This is a genomic window from Streptomyces sp. NPDC055243 (assembly GCF_044544025.1).
In the GTDB taxonomy this organism is placed as follows: domain Bacteria; phylum Actinomycetota; class Actinomycetes; order Streptomycetales; family Streptomycetaceae; genus Streptomyces.
The window spans coordinates 266392-282034 of record NZ_JBITWR010000009.1; the positions used below are offsets into that span (position 1 = coordinate 266392).

The following is a 15643-nucleotide window of genomic DNA, read 5'->3' on the forward strand; positions in this document are numbered from 1 at the left end:
CACTCCTTCGGGTGGCCAGGCATGTGATGCACGACTGCCACCCATCGGCACTGGAAGGGTCAGGAGCCGTACCGGGGGGCGCGTGTGTTGACGGATCGTCACCCGGGCCCATGGGCAGACGAAAAACAAGAATGCGAGCACCGGTGCAGAAGATGCGGCCTGGGCGCAAGGGCAAGCAGACGGCTCCTGAAGGGGCCACGCCGGGCGCGACCACCCCTACAGAGCGCTCGCCCGAGCCCACAGCGGGAGCGAACGCGGCGGGGGAGCAGCACGCGGCGGGAGAGCAGCACACCGCCCCCGGCGTGACGGCTCCTGACGGCTCGAATCCCACGGGGAACTCCGCGGGGAGCACTGCGGGGAACTCCGCCGAGCAGCCTGCCGCGAAGCCCGCCGACGCAGGCCCCTCGAATCCCTCGAAGCCCGTGAAGTCGGTCAACTCCAAGCCCACCGCACGCGTGCGCAATCGGCTGATCGTCGCCGTCGCCGTGGTGGCCGCTGCGATCGCCGGGGCCGGAGCGCCCGCCGTCGTCGCCGCATCCGGGCAACTGAGCGACGCGCAGCGCCTGGTGACCCTCGCCGAGCGCACCCAGGACGCCGTGTCCCTCGGCCACTCGCTGGCCGACGAGCGCGACGAGGTCACCTCGTTCATCGCGGCGGGCCGCCCGCAGGGCAAGGGGCTCTCCGAGAGCCGCAGCGCCCGCGTCGACCGCCAGATCGAGGAGCTGCGCACGGCCGACGCGCCGGCCGGCCTGCGGGGGGACCTCGCCGACATCGGCGCCGTGCGCAGAGCGGCGCTCACCGGCAAGAGCACCGCTCTGGAAGCCCACACGGCGTACTCGAACGTCATCACCGAGCTGCACGGCCTCACCCGCGAACTCGCCGAGAAGACCCCGCCGCGCGCGGGCTCCGGCGGCTACGCCCTCGCCGACCTCGACCACGCCGTCGAGCAGGCCGCGAGCGCCCGCGGCCTGCTCCTGGCCAGCCTCGCCGTCCCGCGCTCCACCGAGACGAGCACCGCCGTCGACCCCGTCACCGGCCTGCCCACCACGGTCGTCGACGAGTCCTCCGCCGACAGCAGGCGCCGCGACGGCCTCAGCGCCGCGGGCCAGCAGGCCCACGTCCGGGAGCAGGCGGCCCTCGCCGACTTCCGGGACGCGGCCACGGACCGCGCCCGCACGACGTACGACTCGACGGTCACGGGCCACGAGGTGACGACGGCCGAGAAGTACCTCACGCGCCTCACCGACCAGCCCGCGCTCTCCACCGCCGAGCTGGACTACGACCGCAAGAAGCTCGACGCCGCGCTCTCCGCCCGCATCGAGATGATGCGCGGCGCCGAGTCCGCGCTCACGGTGCAGCGCACCAAGGACCTCGCCGCGCTGCGCGACGACGACGTGACGGCCCTGGAGATCCGCGTCGCGCTCGTCGGCGTCATCCTGCTCGTCGCGGTGGGCGTCACCATGGGGATGGCCCGCAGCCTGACCCGCCCGCTCGCCGTCCTGCGCATCGGCTCGGCCCGCCTGGCCACCGAGCCCGCGCCCCAGGAGCCGATCCGCTTCACGGGCCGCGACGACGAGTTCGCCCAGGTCGTACGGTCCGTCAACGCGCTGCACGAGCACGCGGCCGGCCTCACCGAGCGCCTCACCACGCTCGAAGCGGACCGCAAGCACCTCATCGGGCAGCGCCAGTCCATGGCCGACGAGCGCGAGACCCTGCGCGCCGAACTGGCCGAGGCCTCCGCCCACCTGGAGCGGGTGCGCCAGTCCATCCACGGCACGTTCGTCAATCTGGCGCTGCGCACCCTCGGCCTGGTCGAGCGGCAGCTGGCCGTCATCGAGAACCTCGAGGACCGCGAGCAGGACCCGGACCGCCTCGCCACGCTCTTCAAGCTCGACCACTTCGCCACGGTCATGCGCCGCCACAGCGAGAACCTCCTGGTCCTCGCGGGCGCCGAGCACGGGCATCAGCACCCGGGCCCGGTCCCGCTGGTCGACGTCGCGCGCGCCGCCGTCAGCGAGATCGAGCGGTACGAGCGCGTGCGCATCGCCACGCTGCCGCCGCACGCGCACGTCGCGGGCTTCGCCGCGGACGACATCAGCCACCTGCTCGCCGAACTCCTGGAGAACGCGACCTCGTTCTCGCCGCCGGACGCCTCCGTCGAGGTCTCCGGATGGCTCCTGGAGAGCGGCGAGGTCATGCTCTCCGTGCAGGACGAGGGCATAGGGGTGACCGAGGACCGCCTGGAGGAGCTCAACTCCCGCCTCGCGGACTTCCGTCCCGACGACGCGTACGACCAGGAGAGCGGCGACGGCCTGGGGCTCGGCCTCTATGTCGTGGCCCGGCTCGCCGCGCGGCACGGGGCGCGGGTCCGGCTGCGCGAGCAGAAGCAGGGCGGCGTCGCGGCGGTCGTGGTCCTGCCGAAGGCGATCCTCGCCGCGGCGCCCGCGGTGGGGGCGCCGCCGGTGGGTGTCCCGGTCGCCGGGGCCGCTCCCGCGGTGCATCTGCCCGGCTCGGAAGCCGAGGCGAACTCCAACGTGCTGCCGGGGCGTTCGGCGGGGAACGCCGTCGTGACGGCCGGGGCGGATCCGCTGATCGCCGCCGCGGAGCAGGCCGTACGCGAGGCGGAGCCCGAGGCCGAGCCCAAGCCCGAGCCGGAGGCCGCCGAGCCCGAGCTTGAGCCTGCGCCCGAGGCCGCCGAGCCCCGGCCCGAGCCCGAGCCCGAAGCCTCGCCCGAGACGACCATGGAGCTCGTCCCTCCGCCGGCCCCGGAAGCCCAGGCAGCCCCGGAAGCCCCGAAGGCGCCGGAAGCCGACCCCGAGCCCGCCCCGGAGCCCGAAGCCGCCCCCGCCGCCAAGTGGGAGCGCGTCACCGACAAGGGCCTCCCCAAGCGCACGCCCAAGATCACCGCGCCCGAGCCCACCGTGCCCAGGGCGCGCAGCGGCTCCGTGGACGCCGAAGCGCTGCGCAAGCGGCTCGGGGGCTTCCACCAGGGAGCCATCAGCGGTCGTCGCGACGTGGAGGCCGAGCTGACCGAACGTACCGAAGAGACCAAAAACATGGGGGACACAGTCGAGGAGGCAAGTAGTTGACTGCGCCCATGCGCTCGCCCAGTTCTTCCGCCGGCAGTAAGTCCACCGGCAGCTCCACCGCCGGAGGCACGTCCGCCGCGTTCGGACTGAGCAGCGAAGCACGCAACCTGCACTGGCTGCTGACGAACCTCGTCGAGGAGGTGCCAGGGCTGCTCTCGGTCGCGGTGGTCTCCTCCGACGGGCTGCTCCTGCTCTCCTCCGACCCCGCACGCAACAACGAGCAGGCGGTCGACAACAGTTCGGGCCCCAAGGGCTCCAGCGCGGACCTCGCCACCATCGTGTCCGGCCTCGGCTCCCTCTGCATCGGCGCGGGCAAGCTGATGGACGCGGGCGCGGTCAAGCAGACCGTCGTGGCCATGGAGGAGGGCAGCCTCTTCGTGATGTCGATCAGCGACGGCTCGCTGCTCGGCGTGCACGCGACCCCGGACTGCGACATGAGCGTCGTCGCGTACCACATGGCGCTCTTCGTCGGACGCGCCGGGCATGTCCTCACCCCCGAACTCCGCAGTGAACTGCGCCAGTCGATGGAGAGCGTCCGATGAGCAGTAAGCCCGGCAAACTGCCCCAGCGGGGTGGCGACCGCAAACCCGCACGCGTGCGCCCGTACTCGCTCACCGGCGGGCGCACCCGCTTCGGCCACGTCCTGCTCGTCGAGACGTTCGTGGCCGCGCTCGAGGCCCCCGAGGAGCGCCTCGAACTGCCGCAGGGCAACCTCTCCACCCGTGTCATGCCGGAGATGCGGGCCATCGTCGAGATCTGCCGCCGTATGCGTACGGTCGCGGAGATCTCCGCGCTCCTGAAGATGCCGCTCGGTGTGGTCCGCGTCCTGCTGAGCGACCTCGCAGACCAGGGAAAGATCCGCGTGTACGGAACGGGCCACGGCCCGGGACAGCCGGACCGCGCACTGCTCGAAAGGGTGCTGAGTGGACTCCGCCGTCTCTGAACTCCGCCATCCGGGGCCCGACCCGGACGAGAACCTCCAAGCCTGGCAGACGGACCGCACCCGGGCCCCGATCGCGACGAAGATCGTGGTGGCGGGCGGCTTCGGCGTCGGCAAGACGACCCTGGTCACCGCGGTCTCCGAGATCACGCCCCTCCAGACGGAGGCGCTGATGACGCGGGCGAGCGAGGCCACGGACGACCTCACGTCGACCCCGGACAAGACCACGACCACGGTCGCCATGGACTTCGGCCGGATCACGCTCGACGACGACCTCGTGCTCTACCTCTTCGGCACGCCGGGGCAGCAGCGCTTCTGGTTCATGTGGGACGACCTGGTGCGCGGCGCGATCGGCGCCGTCGTCCTCGCCGACACCCGCAGGCTCCCCGACTGCTTCCCCGCGCTCGACTACTTCGAGAGCTGCGGTCTGCCGTACATCGTGGCCGTCAACCACTTCGACGGCACCGAGGAGTTCGAGCCCGCGGACGTCCGCGACGCGCTGACGATCCCGCCGCACATACCGGTGCTGATCATGGACGCGCGGCAGCGGATCTCGGTGATCGAGTCCCTGCTGTCGCTGGTCGGCCACGCCCTCGCAGCAACCCCCGAATAGCTTTCTCAGCTTTCAGTACCCCGTAGGAGAAGCAGCCGCATGCGGAAGATACTCGTCGTCGGAGCCGGTCAGGCCGGGCTCCAGATCGCTCTCGGACTCCAGTCGCAGGGGTACGAGGTCACCCTGATGTCCAACCGCACGGCGGACGAGGTCCGGTCCGGCCGCGTGATGTCCACGCAGTGCATGTTCCACACGGCGCTCCAGCACGAGCGGGACCTGAAGGTGAACTTCTGGGAGTCCCAGGCCCCCAAGATCGAGGGTCTGGGCGTCTCGGTCGCCGGGCCCGACTCGTCCCGCGCCATCGACTGGGTCGGCAAGCTGGACGGCTTCGCCCAGTCCGTCGACCAGCGCGTGAAGATGGCGGGCTGGATGGAGACGTTCGCGCAGCGGGGCGGCCAGCTGGTCATCCACGGCGCGGCGGTCTCGGACCTCGACTACTTCTCGCGCACGTACGACCTGGTGCTCATCTCCGCGGGCAAGGGCGAGCTCGTCTCGATGTTCGAGCGCGACGCCTCGCGCTCTCCCTACGACGCACCGCAGCGCGCCCTGGCCGTCGCGTACGTCCACGGGATGGGCCCGCGGCCCGAGCACCCCGAGTTCGACGCGGTGCGCTGCAACCTGGTGCCGGGCGTCGGCGAGCTCTTCGTCATGCCGACCCTCACGACCTCCGGGCGCGCCGACATCCTGTTCTGGGAGGGCGTGCCCGGCGGCCCGCTGGACGTCTTCCAGGGGGTCAAGGACCCCTCGGAGCACCTGGCGCTGACGCTCGAACTCCTGGAGAAGTTCACGCCGTGGGAGTACGCGCGCGCGACGAAGGTCGAGCTGACGGATGCGGGCGGCACCCTGTCGGGCCGCTACGCACCGACCGTGCGCAAGCCGATCGGGCAACTGCCGGGCGGCGGCCTGGTCCTGGGCGTCGCCGACGTGGTCGTGGCGAACGACCCGATCACGGGCCAGGGCTCCAACTCGGCCTCCAAGTGCGCGGCGTCGTACCTCGGCTCGATCATCGAGCACGGCGACAAGCCGTTCGACGCGGACTGGATGCAGACGACGTTCGACCGGTACTGGGAGACGGCCCAGCACGTCACCAAGTGGACGAACGCGATGCTGTCGCCGCCGCCGGAGCACGTCCTGAACCTGATCGGCGCGGCAGGCCAGCTCCAGCCGGCCGCAGACCGCTTCGCGAACGGCTTCAACGACCCGTCGGACTTCGAGAACTTCTTCTACGACCCCGAGAAGACGGGCGCGTACCTGGGCTCCCTTTCCGGCGCCTGACGGTCATCCGTCAGCCGCCCTCGGCCAGGAGTTCATCGAACCGGGCCCAGCCCTCCCAGGTCCAGACGTCGGTGTCCGGGTCCGCGCGCAGGGGCACGAAGCGGCCGAGCTCGAAGTCGTCCGAGCCGGCGGACACGTCGAACCAGTGTTCGTCGGCGACTTCGGTTCCCAGGCCCACCGTTCGGGCGGTCAGCCGGACCAGGAGTTTCACTCCGGTCGCCGCCGACAGGTCCTTGCCCTGGATCTGCACGAGAGGCAGTGCGGTGAGCGGGGCGTCGACGGGAATCCAGACCGTGAAGGGGGCCCCGCGCTCCACCGCGAGCCAGGCCCGCTCGTCGGCCCGCTCGCCCTTCTCGTCCAGGACCTGGAGCCACTTCTTGTAGATGACCCGGCTGTCGCCGTACGGGGAGTTCTCCAGGTAGCGCAGATGCGCACGGGCTCGCAGATCGACCACTGAGAGGTTGTCGAAGTGGTTGTAGAAGCGCACCGCGATCACCGCGTCTTCGGGGTCGTGCTCCGCCGCCACCGGGAAGTCGGCGGTGCGCCCCGGCGAAATGCTGGCCCGCCGACGCCAGACGAACGGGCGTAGCGCGAACATCTTGACCAGGACGATCCCCAGGAGCACCGCCGGTACCAGCGCCCCGGTCACCGAGGCGAAGGTGGCAAGGAGCGCGTGCGAGAGGCTGCCCGGCTCGGGGTTGAGGCTGTCCGTGCCGACGCAGGCCCGCAGCGCCGCGAGGGCGATGTCGAGCAGCCCCTCCACGTCGCCGAACCGCTCACCGAGCCCCCGTGCCGACTCCTCGGTGAGCGTCCAGGCCACCGCTATGGCTACGGCGAGGCCGGCCAGTGCACCCAGCGCCATGAGCATCAGGGCATGGACCGTCCGCCCGGCGATCCACCAGCGAACCGATGTCCGATGCCGGGGATGCGCCGAGGGGCGCTGGACCAGCCGCGGCGAGGGTCTCAACTCCAGCTCCCTGAAAGCTTGTTGGCGTGATGGAGAGGGTTCTTTCCCGGTAGCCGATCCAGTCAACCCCTGGGTGCCTGGTGGCCCGTCGTCCCCGGGCGGGTAGACCCGGTGTGGAAGGCTGTGTCCGCCGCACGATCCGATCCTGAAGGGTGTTGGCCGTGAAGGACCGAAGCCTCAAAGCGCTGGGCCTGGACGAGGTTCCGGCCAAGCGCCCCCTCACGTACCCCGGTCGCCCGGCCGCCGAGCCCGCCCTGCTCTCCGGCGACGAGCTGCTGTCGCTGGATGTGCGGCGCCTGCGGCTCGGCGACTGGTACGTGTCCCGGGGGCGGCGCCTGGACGAGACACTGCTCGATCTCGGCCAGGCGAGCGCGGGGCGTCGCCACCCGGTCATCGCGGTGGGCTCCAACGCCTCCCCCGGCCAGGTCAGCTACAAGCTCACCCGTCTCGGCATCCCGGCGACGGTCCCGATGGTTCCGGTACGGGTCCGGGGCGTGGGCATCGGTTGCTCGGGACACATCAGTCCGGCCGGCTATGTCGCGGCCACCCCGTACATCGACCGGTCCGCGCGGGGCACGCTCGTGGTGACCTGGCTCGACGCCGCCCAGCTGAAGGCTGTCGACGACACCGAGTTCCCCGACTACCGGCGAGCGATACTGCCCGGCGACGAGTTCGACATGACGATGCCTTCCGGGGAGCGGCTCGGAGGCGCGTACATCTACTTCAGCGCGCACGGGGTCCTCGCGGGCCCTGACGGGCGGCCCAGACCCGGCGGTGGCGACCAGTCCACGCTGCTCGCCGCGTTGCTCGCCGAATCCGCGGAGCTGCGGGAGCTCCTCGGCCCCGATCCGGCCACCTGGGTGGCGAGGGCGGGCGCGGATCCGGCGGTGCGCGAGCGCGGCACGGCGATCTTCGGCGCGGCGGGCAGGGTTCTCCCGCAGAGCGACTTCCTGCCCTACCTGGACGACTCCAGCGACCTGCGGCTCTACGACGACCTGCCTCCGCTGGCCGGCTCCATCCCGTCGATGACCTAGTCGATGGCCCAGTGGGGGAGCCGACCCCTTACGCGGGCGGCGCGCCTGCCCTGCTGTAGCCCGTGTCGCCGCCCTTCGTCGCCCCGCGCGGCAGCTTCGGAGGGGTGTAGCCCTTCATCGCCTTGGCCGATGGGTCGGGGCGCACGGCTCCCAGCAGGGGGTTCGCCGCGATGGGGGAGACCTTGACGCGGGAGCCGGGGCGCGGGGCCTGGATCACCATGCCGTCGCCCAGGTACAGCGCGACGTGCGTGGCCTTGGGGAAGTACACGATCAGGTCGCCCGGCCGCAGCTTGCGCAGGGACACTCGCCGCAGCTGCGCCCACTGCTCCTGCGAAGTGCGCGGGATCGTCTTCCCTGCCGCCGCCCACGCCTTCGAGGTGAGCCCCGAGCAGTCGAAGGAGGACGGCCCCTCCGCGCCCCACTTGTACGGCTTCCCGATCTGCCGCACCGCGTAGTCCAGCGCCTCGTCCCCCCGGCGCGAGGGTGGCCGGGAGGGCGCTGCCGACCCGGGGGAGCCGCTCAGGGAGCCCGAGGCGAGGAACTTCTTCTGCGCCGCGGCCATCCCCTCCTCCTCGGCCCGCGCCAGCTCCTCCAGTTGCTCCGAGCTCAGCGAGGCGAGCAGTTCCTCCACCTCCTTCAGCTGATCCCGGACCGTGTCCCGCGCCGTCTTCTGCCGGGCGGCGAGCGCGACCTGGGTCTCCAGGGCGGTCCTTGCGTCGGCCGCCAGCGCCGATGCCTTCTTCTCGCCGCCCACCAGGCGGTCCACCGTCGCGGCCCGCTCAGCCGCCACCCGCCCGATCACATGCCCCTGGTCGATGGCCTGCTGTGGGTTGCGGGCGAGCAGGAGGCGTACGTAGGGGGAGATCTCCGTGGTGCCCTGGTACTGCTGGCGGGCGAAGCGGCCCGCCGCGCCGCGGCTGTCGTGCACCGACGTCCGCGCGCGGGCCAGGCTGCCGTTCAGGCGGGTGACCTCGGCGCGCTGGTCCCTGAGCTTCTCGGCGGTCGCGTTGTACGTCTCCGTCGACTCCTCGGCCTTCCGGTACAGCTCCTGAAGGTCGGTCAGGAGCTCGGAGACCGGGCGCTGCCCGGTGCCGTCGGGGCCCGGCACGGCGACCGCCGGAGAAGCCGTCGCCAGCAGCGCCCCGACCGCCGCTCCCGTACCGACCCACCGCAGCAGCCTGCCTGACATGCCATCACCTCCGGTGCGCGGCGGCGGCTCCGCCCCGCACCGCGAGCATCGGCCGCCCCGGCGGCGCCCGCCTCCCGAAGGTGCGCGGGTTGGCGCAATGCGGTCACTCGTCCAGGGCTCCACGGCGCGGCGCGCTTGCCCCGGGCGGCCGCTCAGCCCGGTGCGTCCGGCTTCGACCACGGCCACTTCAGTCCGGGCTTGGCCTGGTCGCCCTCGGCGTCGTACTCGTACGTCCAGCCCTGGTGCAGCCCGAGCCGCTTCCCGCCCGCCCTGGCCGCCCGGCGGTACACCAGCACGGTCGGCGGGCCGCCCGCCTCGTCCGGCACCGGGACCCGGTAGACCTTCGGGGGGTGGCCGGTCGGGCCGAGCAGGATGGGCAGGACGCGGCCGTCCAGGGGGCCACCCACGAAGGGGGTGTCTTCGCTCTTCACCCGGCCAGTGTCACAGCAGGCGGGGGCCACGCGTCACAGCAGGTGCGCCGCGTCGCTCACCACGGGCAGCACCCGCCGGGCGAGCGAGCCCGCGGGTCCGTCGGCCGTCTCCAGGGCAAGGGCGCCCCGAACCGCCTCCGCGGTCTGCGGGTCGCGGCCCGCCGAGGCCACGAGGACCGCCATGAACTGCTCGACGAGCCAGTCCCGCAGCTCGTCGAGCGGCGGCTGCTTCTCCTCGTCCAGCCAGATCAGGGACGCCGCCTCGACGGAGGTGATCCACATCCGCACGGTCATCCGCAGCCGCGGGCCCCTGGCTCCCACGACCTCCAGGTGCGCGAGTATGTGCTCGGCGGCCGTCCTGCGCACCTCGTCCACGATGGCGGTCGTCCGCGAGGTCTCCACGACGCTGCCGCCCTGGAGCAGCGCGCTGAACCCCGCGTCGTGCTGGTCGACGAAGGCGAGGTAGCGGTCGAGCGCGTTCGCCAGGCGCTGGGTGAGCGGGCCCTCGGGCGGCTCGGCGAAGCACTGCTCCAGCTCGTCGGCCGCGGAGCGCAGCGCGGCCTCGTACAACTGCTGCTTGCCGCCCGGGAAGTAGCGGTAGACGAGCGGCCGGGAGACTCCGGCCGCCTCCGCGACGTCGTCGAGGGAGACCTCGTCGGGTGCGCGCACCGCGAAGAGGGACAGGGCGGCCTCTTTGAGCTGCCGCTGCCGCTCTTCGACACTGAGGCGCCGGTACGCGCGGGTGGGAGCAGGCGAGGTCATGCCCCGCAGCGTAACCGTCCTTTCGAACAGGCGCCCCGGAACCCTGCGTACCCTCTTCGCTACGCCAGCAGTCCCGAGCTCTTCCACAGCCGCCGTCCGGCGCCGCGCAGCACCCCGATGTCGTCCAGGAAGTCCGTCAGGCGCTTGGCCCCGGTCTGCATGATCTCGCGGCGGTGGGGGCTCGCCTTGACCTGGGCCATGGCCGCGCGCTTGTCCAGGCCCACGTTCGTGTAGACGTCGGGGTTGATGAAGGCGATGGAGAAGACGCGGGCGAACTCGCCCGAGGTGAGCCGGGTGAACTCCTGGGACCAGCGCGGCGCGGTCACCATCTGGCGGCGCAGCTCCTCACGGGCGTACCGCACATGGCGGGCCTCCTCCACGACGTGGATGCGCGTGACACCGCGCACGAGGGTCTGGACGCGCTCGTCCGGGAACGTCAGGCGCTGCATCCAGTCGAGGATCTCCTCGCCGAGCAGCGTCGCCGTGAACGAACCGGGCGTCGTCGAGATGGTCTTGAAGAGCCGGCCGAGGTTCCGGTGCACGGTGCTGACCGGGTAGTACGGCGTGTCCCCGCGCTGGATCAGGCGCGCGAACATCTTCGAGTGCCGGCACTCGTCCTCGATCTCCGTCAGGGCGTACCGCACATGGGCGCTCGTGGCCGGCTTGTCGTAGATGTGCCGCACGAGCAGCTGCATCAGGATCAGTTCGAACCAGATCCCGAGGGATGCGAGCGCCGCCGCCTCGTGCTGGGAGAGCGCGATGCGCTGCTCCTCGCTCATCCGCCGCCACATCGGCGTGCCGTACAGGGACACCAGTTCCGGGGGCCAGAACCACTTGCCCGCCTCGAAGGGCGCCTCCCAGTCCAGCTCCTTGTCGGGGTCGAAGGAGTGCTTGGCGGAGGAGTCGAGCAGCCGCTCGGCCACCTGTTCCCGGTCCTTGAGCAGTCCCAGCGCGTCCCGCAGCCCTTCGATCGCCGCGTCCTCCGTGATGGTCGTCATGACTCTGCCCCTGCCTCGTCGTCAGAGTTACCGGCGGTCACGACTTATGAGACTGCCTGTCAGCAAGGGCGTCAATCCCTTGCGCACGACTTGTTGACCCCGCGTCTACGAACGTGTGAGCCTGCCAACTACCACGTGCCAACCACCAACTGGTACAGGGCAGTCGAAGGCAGTCGAAAGCCGCACGGGGGATTCACGAGGGATTACGGAGAGACCGAGGCCACTTCTTAGGAGCCGTCAGTGTCGACGCACGAGCTGTACACACACGCCCCGGACGAGACCACCTGGCAGATACCGGCGACCGGCGCGGCCCGCTTCAGCTGGGAGTACGACGAGGGCCGCGCCCGGCTCCTCGCCCTCTACCAGAAGGGCAAGGACAAGCAGTGGGACGGTGCCAAGCGCATCGACTGGGGCCTGGAGGTCGACCCGCACGACCCCCTGGGCACCCCCGACGAGTCCATGTCGCTCTACGGCACCCGCCACTGGGCCAAGATGACCGACCGGGACAAGGGCGAGCTGCGCAAGCACTACGCCTCCTGGCAGTTCAGCCAGTTCCTGCACGGCGAGCAGGGCGCGATGGTGTGCGCGGCGCGCATCGTGGAGTCCGTCCCCGACCTGGACGCGAAGTTCTACTCCGCGACCCAGACCATGGACGAGGCACGGCACGCGGAGGTCTACGGCCGCTTCCTGCACGACAAGATCGGCATGCTCTACCCGATCAACGACAACCTCCGGTCGCTGCTCGGCGACACCCTGCGCGACTCCCGCTGGGACATGCCCTACCTGGGCATGCAGGTCCTGATCGAGGGGTTGGCCCTGGCCGCCTTCGGCATGATCCGCGACACGACGGACAAGCCCCTGCCGAAGCAGATCCTCGCCTACGTCATGCAGGACGAGGCCCGGCACGTGGCCTTCGGCCGCATGGCCCTGCGCGACTACTACAAGCAGCTCTCCGACGCGGAACTGCGCGAGCGCGAGGAATTCGTCATCGAGGGCTGCTATTTGATGCGCGACCGGCTGCGCGGCGTCGAGGTCCTGGAGAACTTCGGCATTCCGAAGGCCGAGGCCGAGGAGTGCAGCGAGAACTCCGAGTTCCTCGCCCTTTTCCGGCAGCTGCTCTTCAGCCGCATCGTGCCGTGCGTCAAGGACATCGGCCTGTGGGGCAAGCGGCTCCAGCAGGCGTACGTGGACATGGGCGTGTTCGACATGGGCAACGCCAACCTCGACCAGCTGATGGCGCAGGACGAGGAGATCGCCGAGAAGCTGGACGCGGAGCGGTTCGCGGCGGAGGAGGGCGAGCGGGTCGGGGAGGTCGAGGACATGATCGCTTCCGGGGGCGCCCCGAACCCCTGACGGCCCCGGACCCCTGACGGCCCCGGACCCCTGACGGCCCCGGACCCCTGACGGCCCCGGACCCCTGACGCTCCGAACCTCTGACGCACGGGTGGAGGCAGTGTTCTACGACCCGTCCAGCACCGCCTCCATCACCGCCTTCGCGACCGGCGCCGCGCTCCCGCCGCCGCTGATGTCCCCGCGGTCCGCCGCCGCGTCCTCGACCACCACCGCCACCGCCACCGACGGCTGCGCGTCGCCGGACTTCTGGGCCCAGGAGATGAACCAGGCGTACGGCGTGCCGGAGTTGTCGATGCCGTGCTGGGCCGTGCCCGTCTTGCCGCCCACCGTCACGCCGGGGATCGCCGCGTTGCCGCCGGTGCCCTCCTCGACCACGTCGGTCATCAGCTCCCGCAGCTGCATCGCCGTGGCCGGGTTCATCGCCTGGTGGAGGGTCTGGGGGCCGGTGTTCGCCACCACGTCGCCGTCGTCCGTCGTGGTCTCGTCCACCAGGTAAGGGGACTCGACCTGGCCGCCGTTGGCCACCGCGGCCGAGACCATCGCCATCTGCAGCGGCGTCGCCCTCGTGTCGTACTGGCCGATGGCGGAGAGCGCCAGCTGCGCGTCGTCCATCGAGGTGTCGAAGTTGCTCGCCGCCACCGATGCCGGAATCTTCAGGCCGCTGTCGTTGAAGCCGAAGTTCCGTGCCGTGCCCAGCATGTCGCTCAGGCCGGTGTCCGCGCCCAGCTTGGCGAAGACCGTGTTGCAGGACCACTCGAAGGCGTAGCGCAGGGGCGCGTTCGTACAGCCCTCGACCTCGTTCGTCAGCTGCGTGCTCGTGCCGGGCAGCGTGTACGGATTGGGCGACTTGGTGGCGGCGTCCAGGTCCGTGACCGTACCGGCGTCCAGGGCCGCCGCGGCGGTCACCACCTTGAACGTGGAGCCGGGCGGGTACGTCTGGCGGATCGCCCGGTTCAGCATCGGCTTGTCGGAGCTGCCGTTCAGGGAAGCCCAGGACCGCGCCACCGCCGCACTGGTGCCGGAGAGCCGCTCGGGATCGTACGAAGGCGTGCTGACCAGGGCGAGGATCTTGCCCGTCGACGGCTCGATCGCGGCGACCGCCCCCTTCTTGCCGCCGAGCCCGGCGTACGCGGCCTGCTGCGCCGCCGCCTTGATGGTGGTCCGCACCTGGCCGCCGGGGTTCTGGGCGCGGCTGATGTCGTTCCACAGGGGGAGCGGGGCGAGCATCGGGTCGGTGCCGGAGAGGATGTCGTCCTCGGCGTTCTCCAGGAGGGTCGTGCCGTAGACCTGCGAGGCGTAGCCGGTCACGGGGGCGTACAACGGGCCGTTCTTGTACGTCCGTTCATAGCGGAGCTGCTCCCCGGTGTCCTTGGACCCGGTGACCGCGCGGCCGTCGACCATGATGTCGCCGCGCGGCTGGCCGAACCGGGCGATGGCCTGGCGGCGGTTGGCGGGGTTGTCCTCGAAGTGCTCGGACTGGACGACCTGGACGCGGGTCGCGTTCACGAGCAGGGCGATCAGGAGCAGCGCGCAGAACGCGGCGGCATGCCGGATGTACCGCGTCACGCGTCCTCCTTCAGGGCGCCGACCGGGCCGACCTGTCCGCCCGGGCCGACGGGCTGGTCGCGGGCCGAGTCGCTGAGCCGGATCAGGAGCGCCACGATGATCCAGTTGGTGACGACCGACGAGCCGCCCTGCGCGAGGAACGGCATCGCCATGCCGGTCAGCGGGATGAGCCCGCTCACCCCGCCCGCGATCACGAACACCTGGAGCGCGACGATCGAGGCGAGCCCGACCGCGAGCAGCCGCCCGAAGGAGTCCCGCAGGGCGAGCCCCGCCCGGTAGCCGCGCTCCACCAGGAGCGCGTAGAGCAGGAAGATCGCGGCGAGTCCCGCGAGGCCCAGCTCCTCGCCCGCCGTCGCCAGGATGAAGTCGGACTTGGCGGCGAAGCCGATGAGGATGGAGTGCCCGAGCCCCAGGCCCGTGCCGAGCATGCCGCCTGCCGCGAACGCGAAGAGGGACTGCGCCAGTTGGTTGGGTCCCTCGCCCGCGTCGATCGAGGCGAAGGGGTGCAGCCAGTCCTCGACGCGGCTGTGCACGTGGGGTTCCAGCGAGCCCACCACGAACGCGCCGAACCCGGCGAGCACCAGGCCGACCGCGATCCAGCCGGTGCGTCCCGTGGCGACGTACAGCAGGATCACGAAGAGCCCGAAGAAGAGCAGCGAGGTGCCGAGGTCCCGTTCGAGGACGAGGACCCCCACGCTCAGGAGCCAGATCGCGACGATCGGCCCGAGCACGCGCCCGGTCGGCAGCTGGAGCTTCGTCAGCCTCCAGACCGTACGGCCGGTGTAGGCGAGGGCGTTGCGGTTGGCGGCCAGATAGCTGGCGAAGAAGATCGCGAGCAGGATCTTCGCGAACTCGCCGGGCTGGATGGAGAATCCGCCGACCCTGATCCAGATCCGGGCGCCGTTCACGGCGGGGAAGAAGATCGGCACGATCATCAGGACGAGCGCGGAGACGACACAGATGTACGCGTACCGCTGGAGGACCCGGTGGTCGCGCAGGAAGACCACGAAGCCGATGAAGAGCGCCACGCCGACGGTGGACCAGACGAGTTGCGTGGGCGCCGCCGCGTCCCCGGGGGTCTCCAGGTCGAGCCGGTAGATCAGGACCAGGCCCAGGCCGTTGAGGAGCACGGCGATCGGCAGGAGCAGCGGATCGGCGTACGGCGCGCGGAAGCGGACCGCGAGATGGGCCAGGAGCGCGAGCACGCCGAGCCCGGCGCCGTAACCTGCGGCGCCGGGCGGGACGGTGCCGTTCTTGGCGAGGCCGACGTCGCAGTAGCCGTAGACCGAGAGCAGGACGGCCACGACGATCAGGGCGACTTCGGTGCCACGGCGCCGGGGTACGCGAACAGCGGGGACGGACGGGGGCGCCGCTGCTGTTCCGGTCATGCCCGGAACGTAGCAAGCGATAGGCCCCAATGTCCGTT

Annotated in this window: 14 protein-coding genes; 7 read left to right on the forward strand and 7 right to left on the reverse strand. The window is 71.3% G+C overall.

The window, feature by feature from the left end; genetic code table 11:
- Positions 1 to 152: 152 nt before the first annotated feature.
- Genes ACIGXX_RS26470 through ACIGXX_RS26490 form a run of 5 tightly spaced genes read left to right on the forward strand, consistent with a single transcriptional unit; the run spans position 153 to position 5917 of the window.
- Positions 153 to 3089, forward strand: a complete 2937-nt coding sequence (locus ACIGXX_RS26470) for a nitrate- and nitrite sensing domain-containing protein (RefSeq protein WP_399979492.1) — start codon at positions 153 to 155, stop codon at positions 3087 to 3089.
- A gap of 8 nt (positions 3090 to 3097) precedes the next feature.
- Positions 3098 to 3631 carry a roadblock/LC7 domain-containing protein gene (locus tag ACIGXX_RS26475; RefSeq protein WP_361464291.1) on the forward strand — a complete coding sequence of 178 codons (534 nt, stop codon included), beginning with the start codon at positions 3098 to 3100 and terminating at the stop codon, positions 3629 to 3631.
- On the forward strand, positions 3628 to 4032 hold the full coding sequence (locus ACIGXX_RS26480; protein WP_351163789.1) for a DUF742 domain-containing protein: 405 nt from the start codon (positions 3628 to 3630) through the stop codon (positions 4030 to 4032). Before ACIGXX_RS26475 ends, ACIGXX_RS26480 begins: the two co-directional genes overlap by 4 nt.
- Positions 4013 to 4642 carry a GTP-binding protein gene (locus ACIGXX_RS26485; RefSeq protein ID WP_399979302.1) on the forward strand — a complete coding sequence of 210 codons (630 nt, stop codon included), beginning with the start codon at positions 4013 to 4015 and terminating at the stop codon, positions 4640 to 4642. The genes ACIGXX_RS26480 and ACIGXX_RS26485 overlap by 20 nt, the downstream gene beginning before the upstream one ends.
- 39 nt (positions 4643 to 4681) lie before the next feature.
- Positions 4682 to 5917 carry a styrene monooxygenase/indole monooxygenase family protein gene (locus tag ACIGXX_RS26490; protein WP_399979304.1) on the forward strand — a complete coding sequence of 412 codons (1236 nt, stop codon included), beginning with the start codon at positions 4682 to 4684 and terminating at the stop codon, positions 5915 to 5917.
- A 10-nt stretch (positions 5918 to 5927) separates the two neighbouring features.
- Here ACIGXX_RS26490 and ACIGXX_RS26495 read toward each other — a convergent pair whose 3' ends face one another.
- Complete coding sequence (locus ACIGXX_RS26495) at positions 5928 to 6779, reverse strand: hypothetical protein (RefSeq protein WP_351163795.1); 852 nt, start codon at positions 6777 to 6779, stop codon at positions 5928 to 5930.
- A gap of 266 nt (positions 6780 to 7045) precedes the next feature.
- Here ACIGXX_RS26495 and ACIGXX_RS26500 point away from each other — a divergent pair, with 266 nt between their 5' ends.
- Entirely contained in the window at positions 7046 to 7918 is an 873-nt protein-coding gene (locus tag ACIGXX_RS26500; protein ID WP_351163797.1) for a hypothetical protein, read from the forward strand.
- A gap of 28 nt (positions 7919 to 7946) precedes the next feature.
- Here ACIGXX_RS26500 and ACIGXX_RS26505 read toward each other — a convergent pair whose 3' ends face one another.
- The 4 genes from ACIGXX_RS26505 to ACIGXX_RS26520 all read right to left on the reverse strand — a co-directional run bounded on the left by ACIGXX_RS26505 (position 7947) and on the right by ACIGXX_RS26520 (position 11298).
- The gene (locus tag ACIGXX_RS26505; RefSeq protein ID WP_351163800.1) at positions 7947 to 9107 is read right to left on the reverse strand and encodes a C40 family peptidase; all 1161 of its coding nucleotides are present in this window, start codon (positions 9105 to 9107) and stop codon (positions 7947 to 7949) included.
- A 152-nt stretch (positions 9108 to 9259) separates the two neighbouring features.
- Positions 9260 to 9538 carry a hypothetical protein gene (locus tag ACIGXX_RS26510; RefSeq protein ID WP_351163802.1) on the reverse strand — a complete coding sequence of 93 codons (279 nt, stop codon included), beginning with the start codon at positions 9536 to 9538 and terminating at the stop codon, positions 9260 to 9262.
- A gap of 33 nt (positions 9539 to 9571) precedes the next feature.
- Positions 9572 to 10300, reverse strand: coding sequence for a TetR/AcrR family transcriptional regulator (locus ACIGXX_RS26515; RefSeq protein WP_249587782.1), 729 nt, complete (start codon positions 10298 to 10300; stop codon positions 9572 to 9574).
- A 59-nt stretch (positions 10301 to 10359) separates the two neighbouring features.
- The gene (locus ACIGXX_RS26520; protein WP_351163804.1) at positions 10360 to 11298 is read right to left on the reverse strand and encodes a diiron oxygenase; all 939 of its coding nucleotides are present in this window, start codon (positions 11296 to 11298) and stop codon (positions 10360 to 10362) included.
- A 240-nt stretch (positions 11299 to 11538) separates the two neighbouring features.
- Between ACIGXX_RS26520 and ACIGXX_RS26525 the strand changes: the two genes are divergently transcribed.
- Positions 11539 to 12651 (forward strand): ferritin-like domain-containing protein, encoded by a 1113-nt coding sequence (locus ACIGXX_RS26525; protein ID WP_366461218.1) that lies wholly within the window; start codon positions 11539 to 11541, stop codon positions 12649 to 12651.
- 105 nt (positions 12652 to 12756) lie between these two features.
- Here ACIGXX_RS26525 and ACIGXX_RS26530 read toward each other — a convergent pair whose 3' ends face one another.
- Together ACIGXX_RS26530 and ACIGXX_RS26535 are read right to left on the reverse strand one after the other, a co-directional pair.
- Entirely contained in the window at positions 12757 to 14217 is a 1461-nt protein-coding gene (locus tag ACIGXX_RS26530) for a penicillin-binding transpeptidase domain-containing protein (protein WP_351163808.1), read from the reverse strand.
- On the reverse strand, positions 14214 to 15605 hold the full coding sequence (locus ACIGXX_RS26535; protein WP_351163810.1) for an FtsW/RodA/SpoVE family cell cycle protein: 1392 nt from the start codon (positions 15603 to 15605) through the stop codon (positions 14214 to 14216). The genes ACIGXX_RS26530 and ACIGXX_RS26535 overlap by 4 nt, the downstream gene beginning before the upstream one ends.
- Positions 15606 to 15643: the final 38 nt, after the last annotated feature.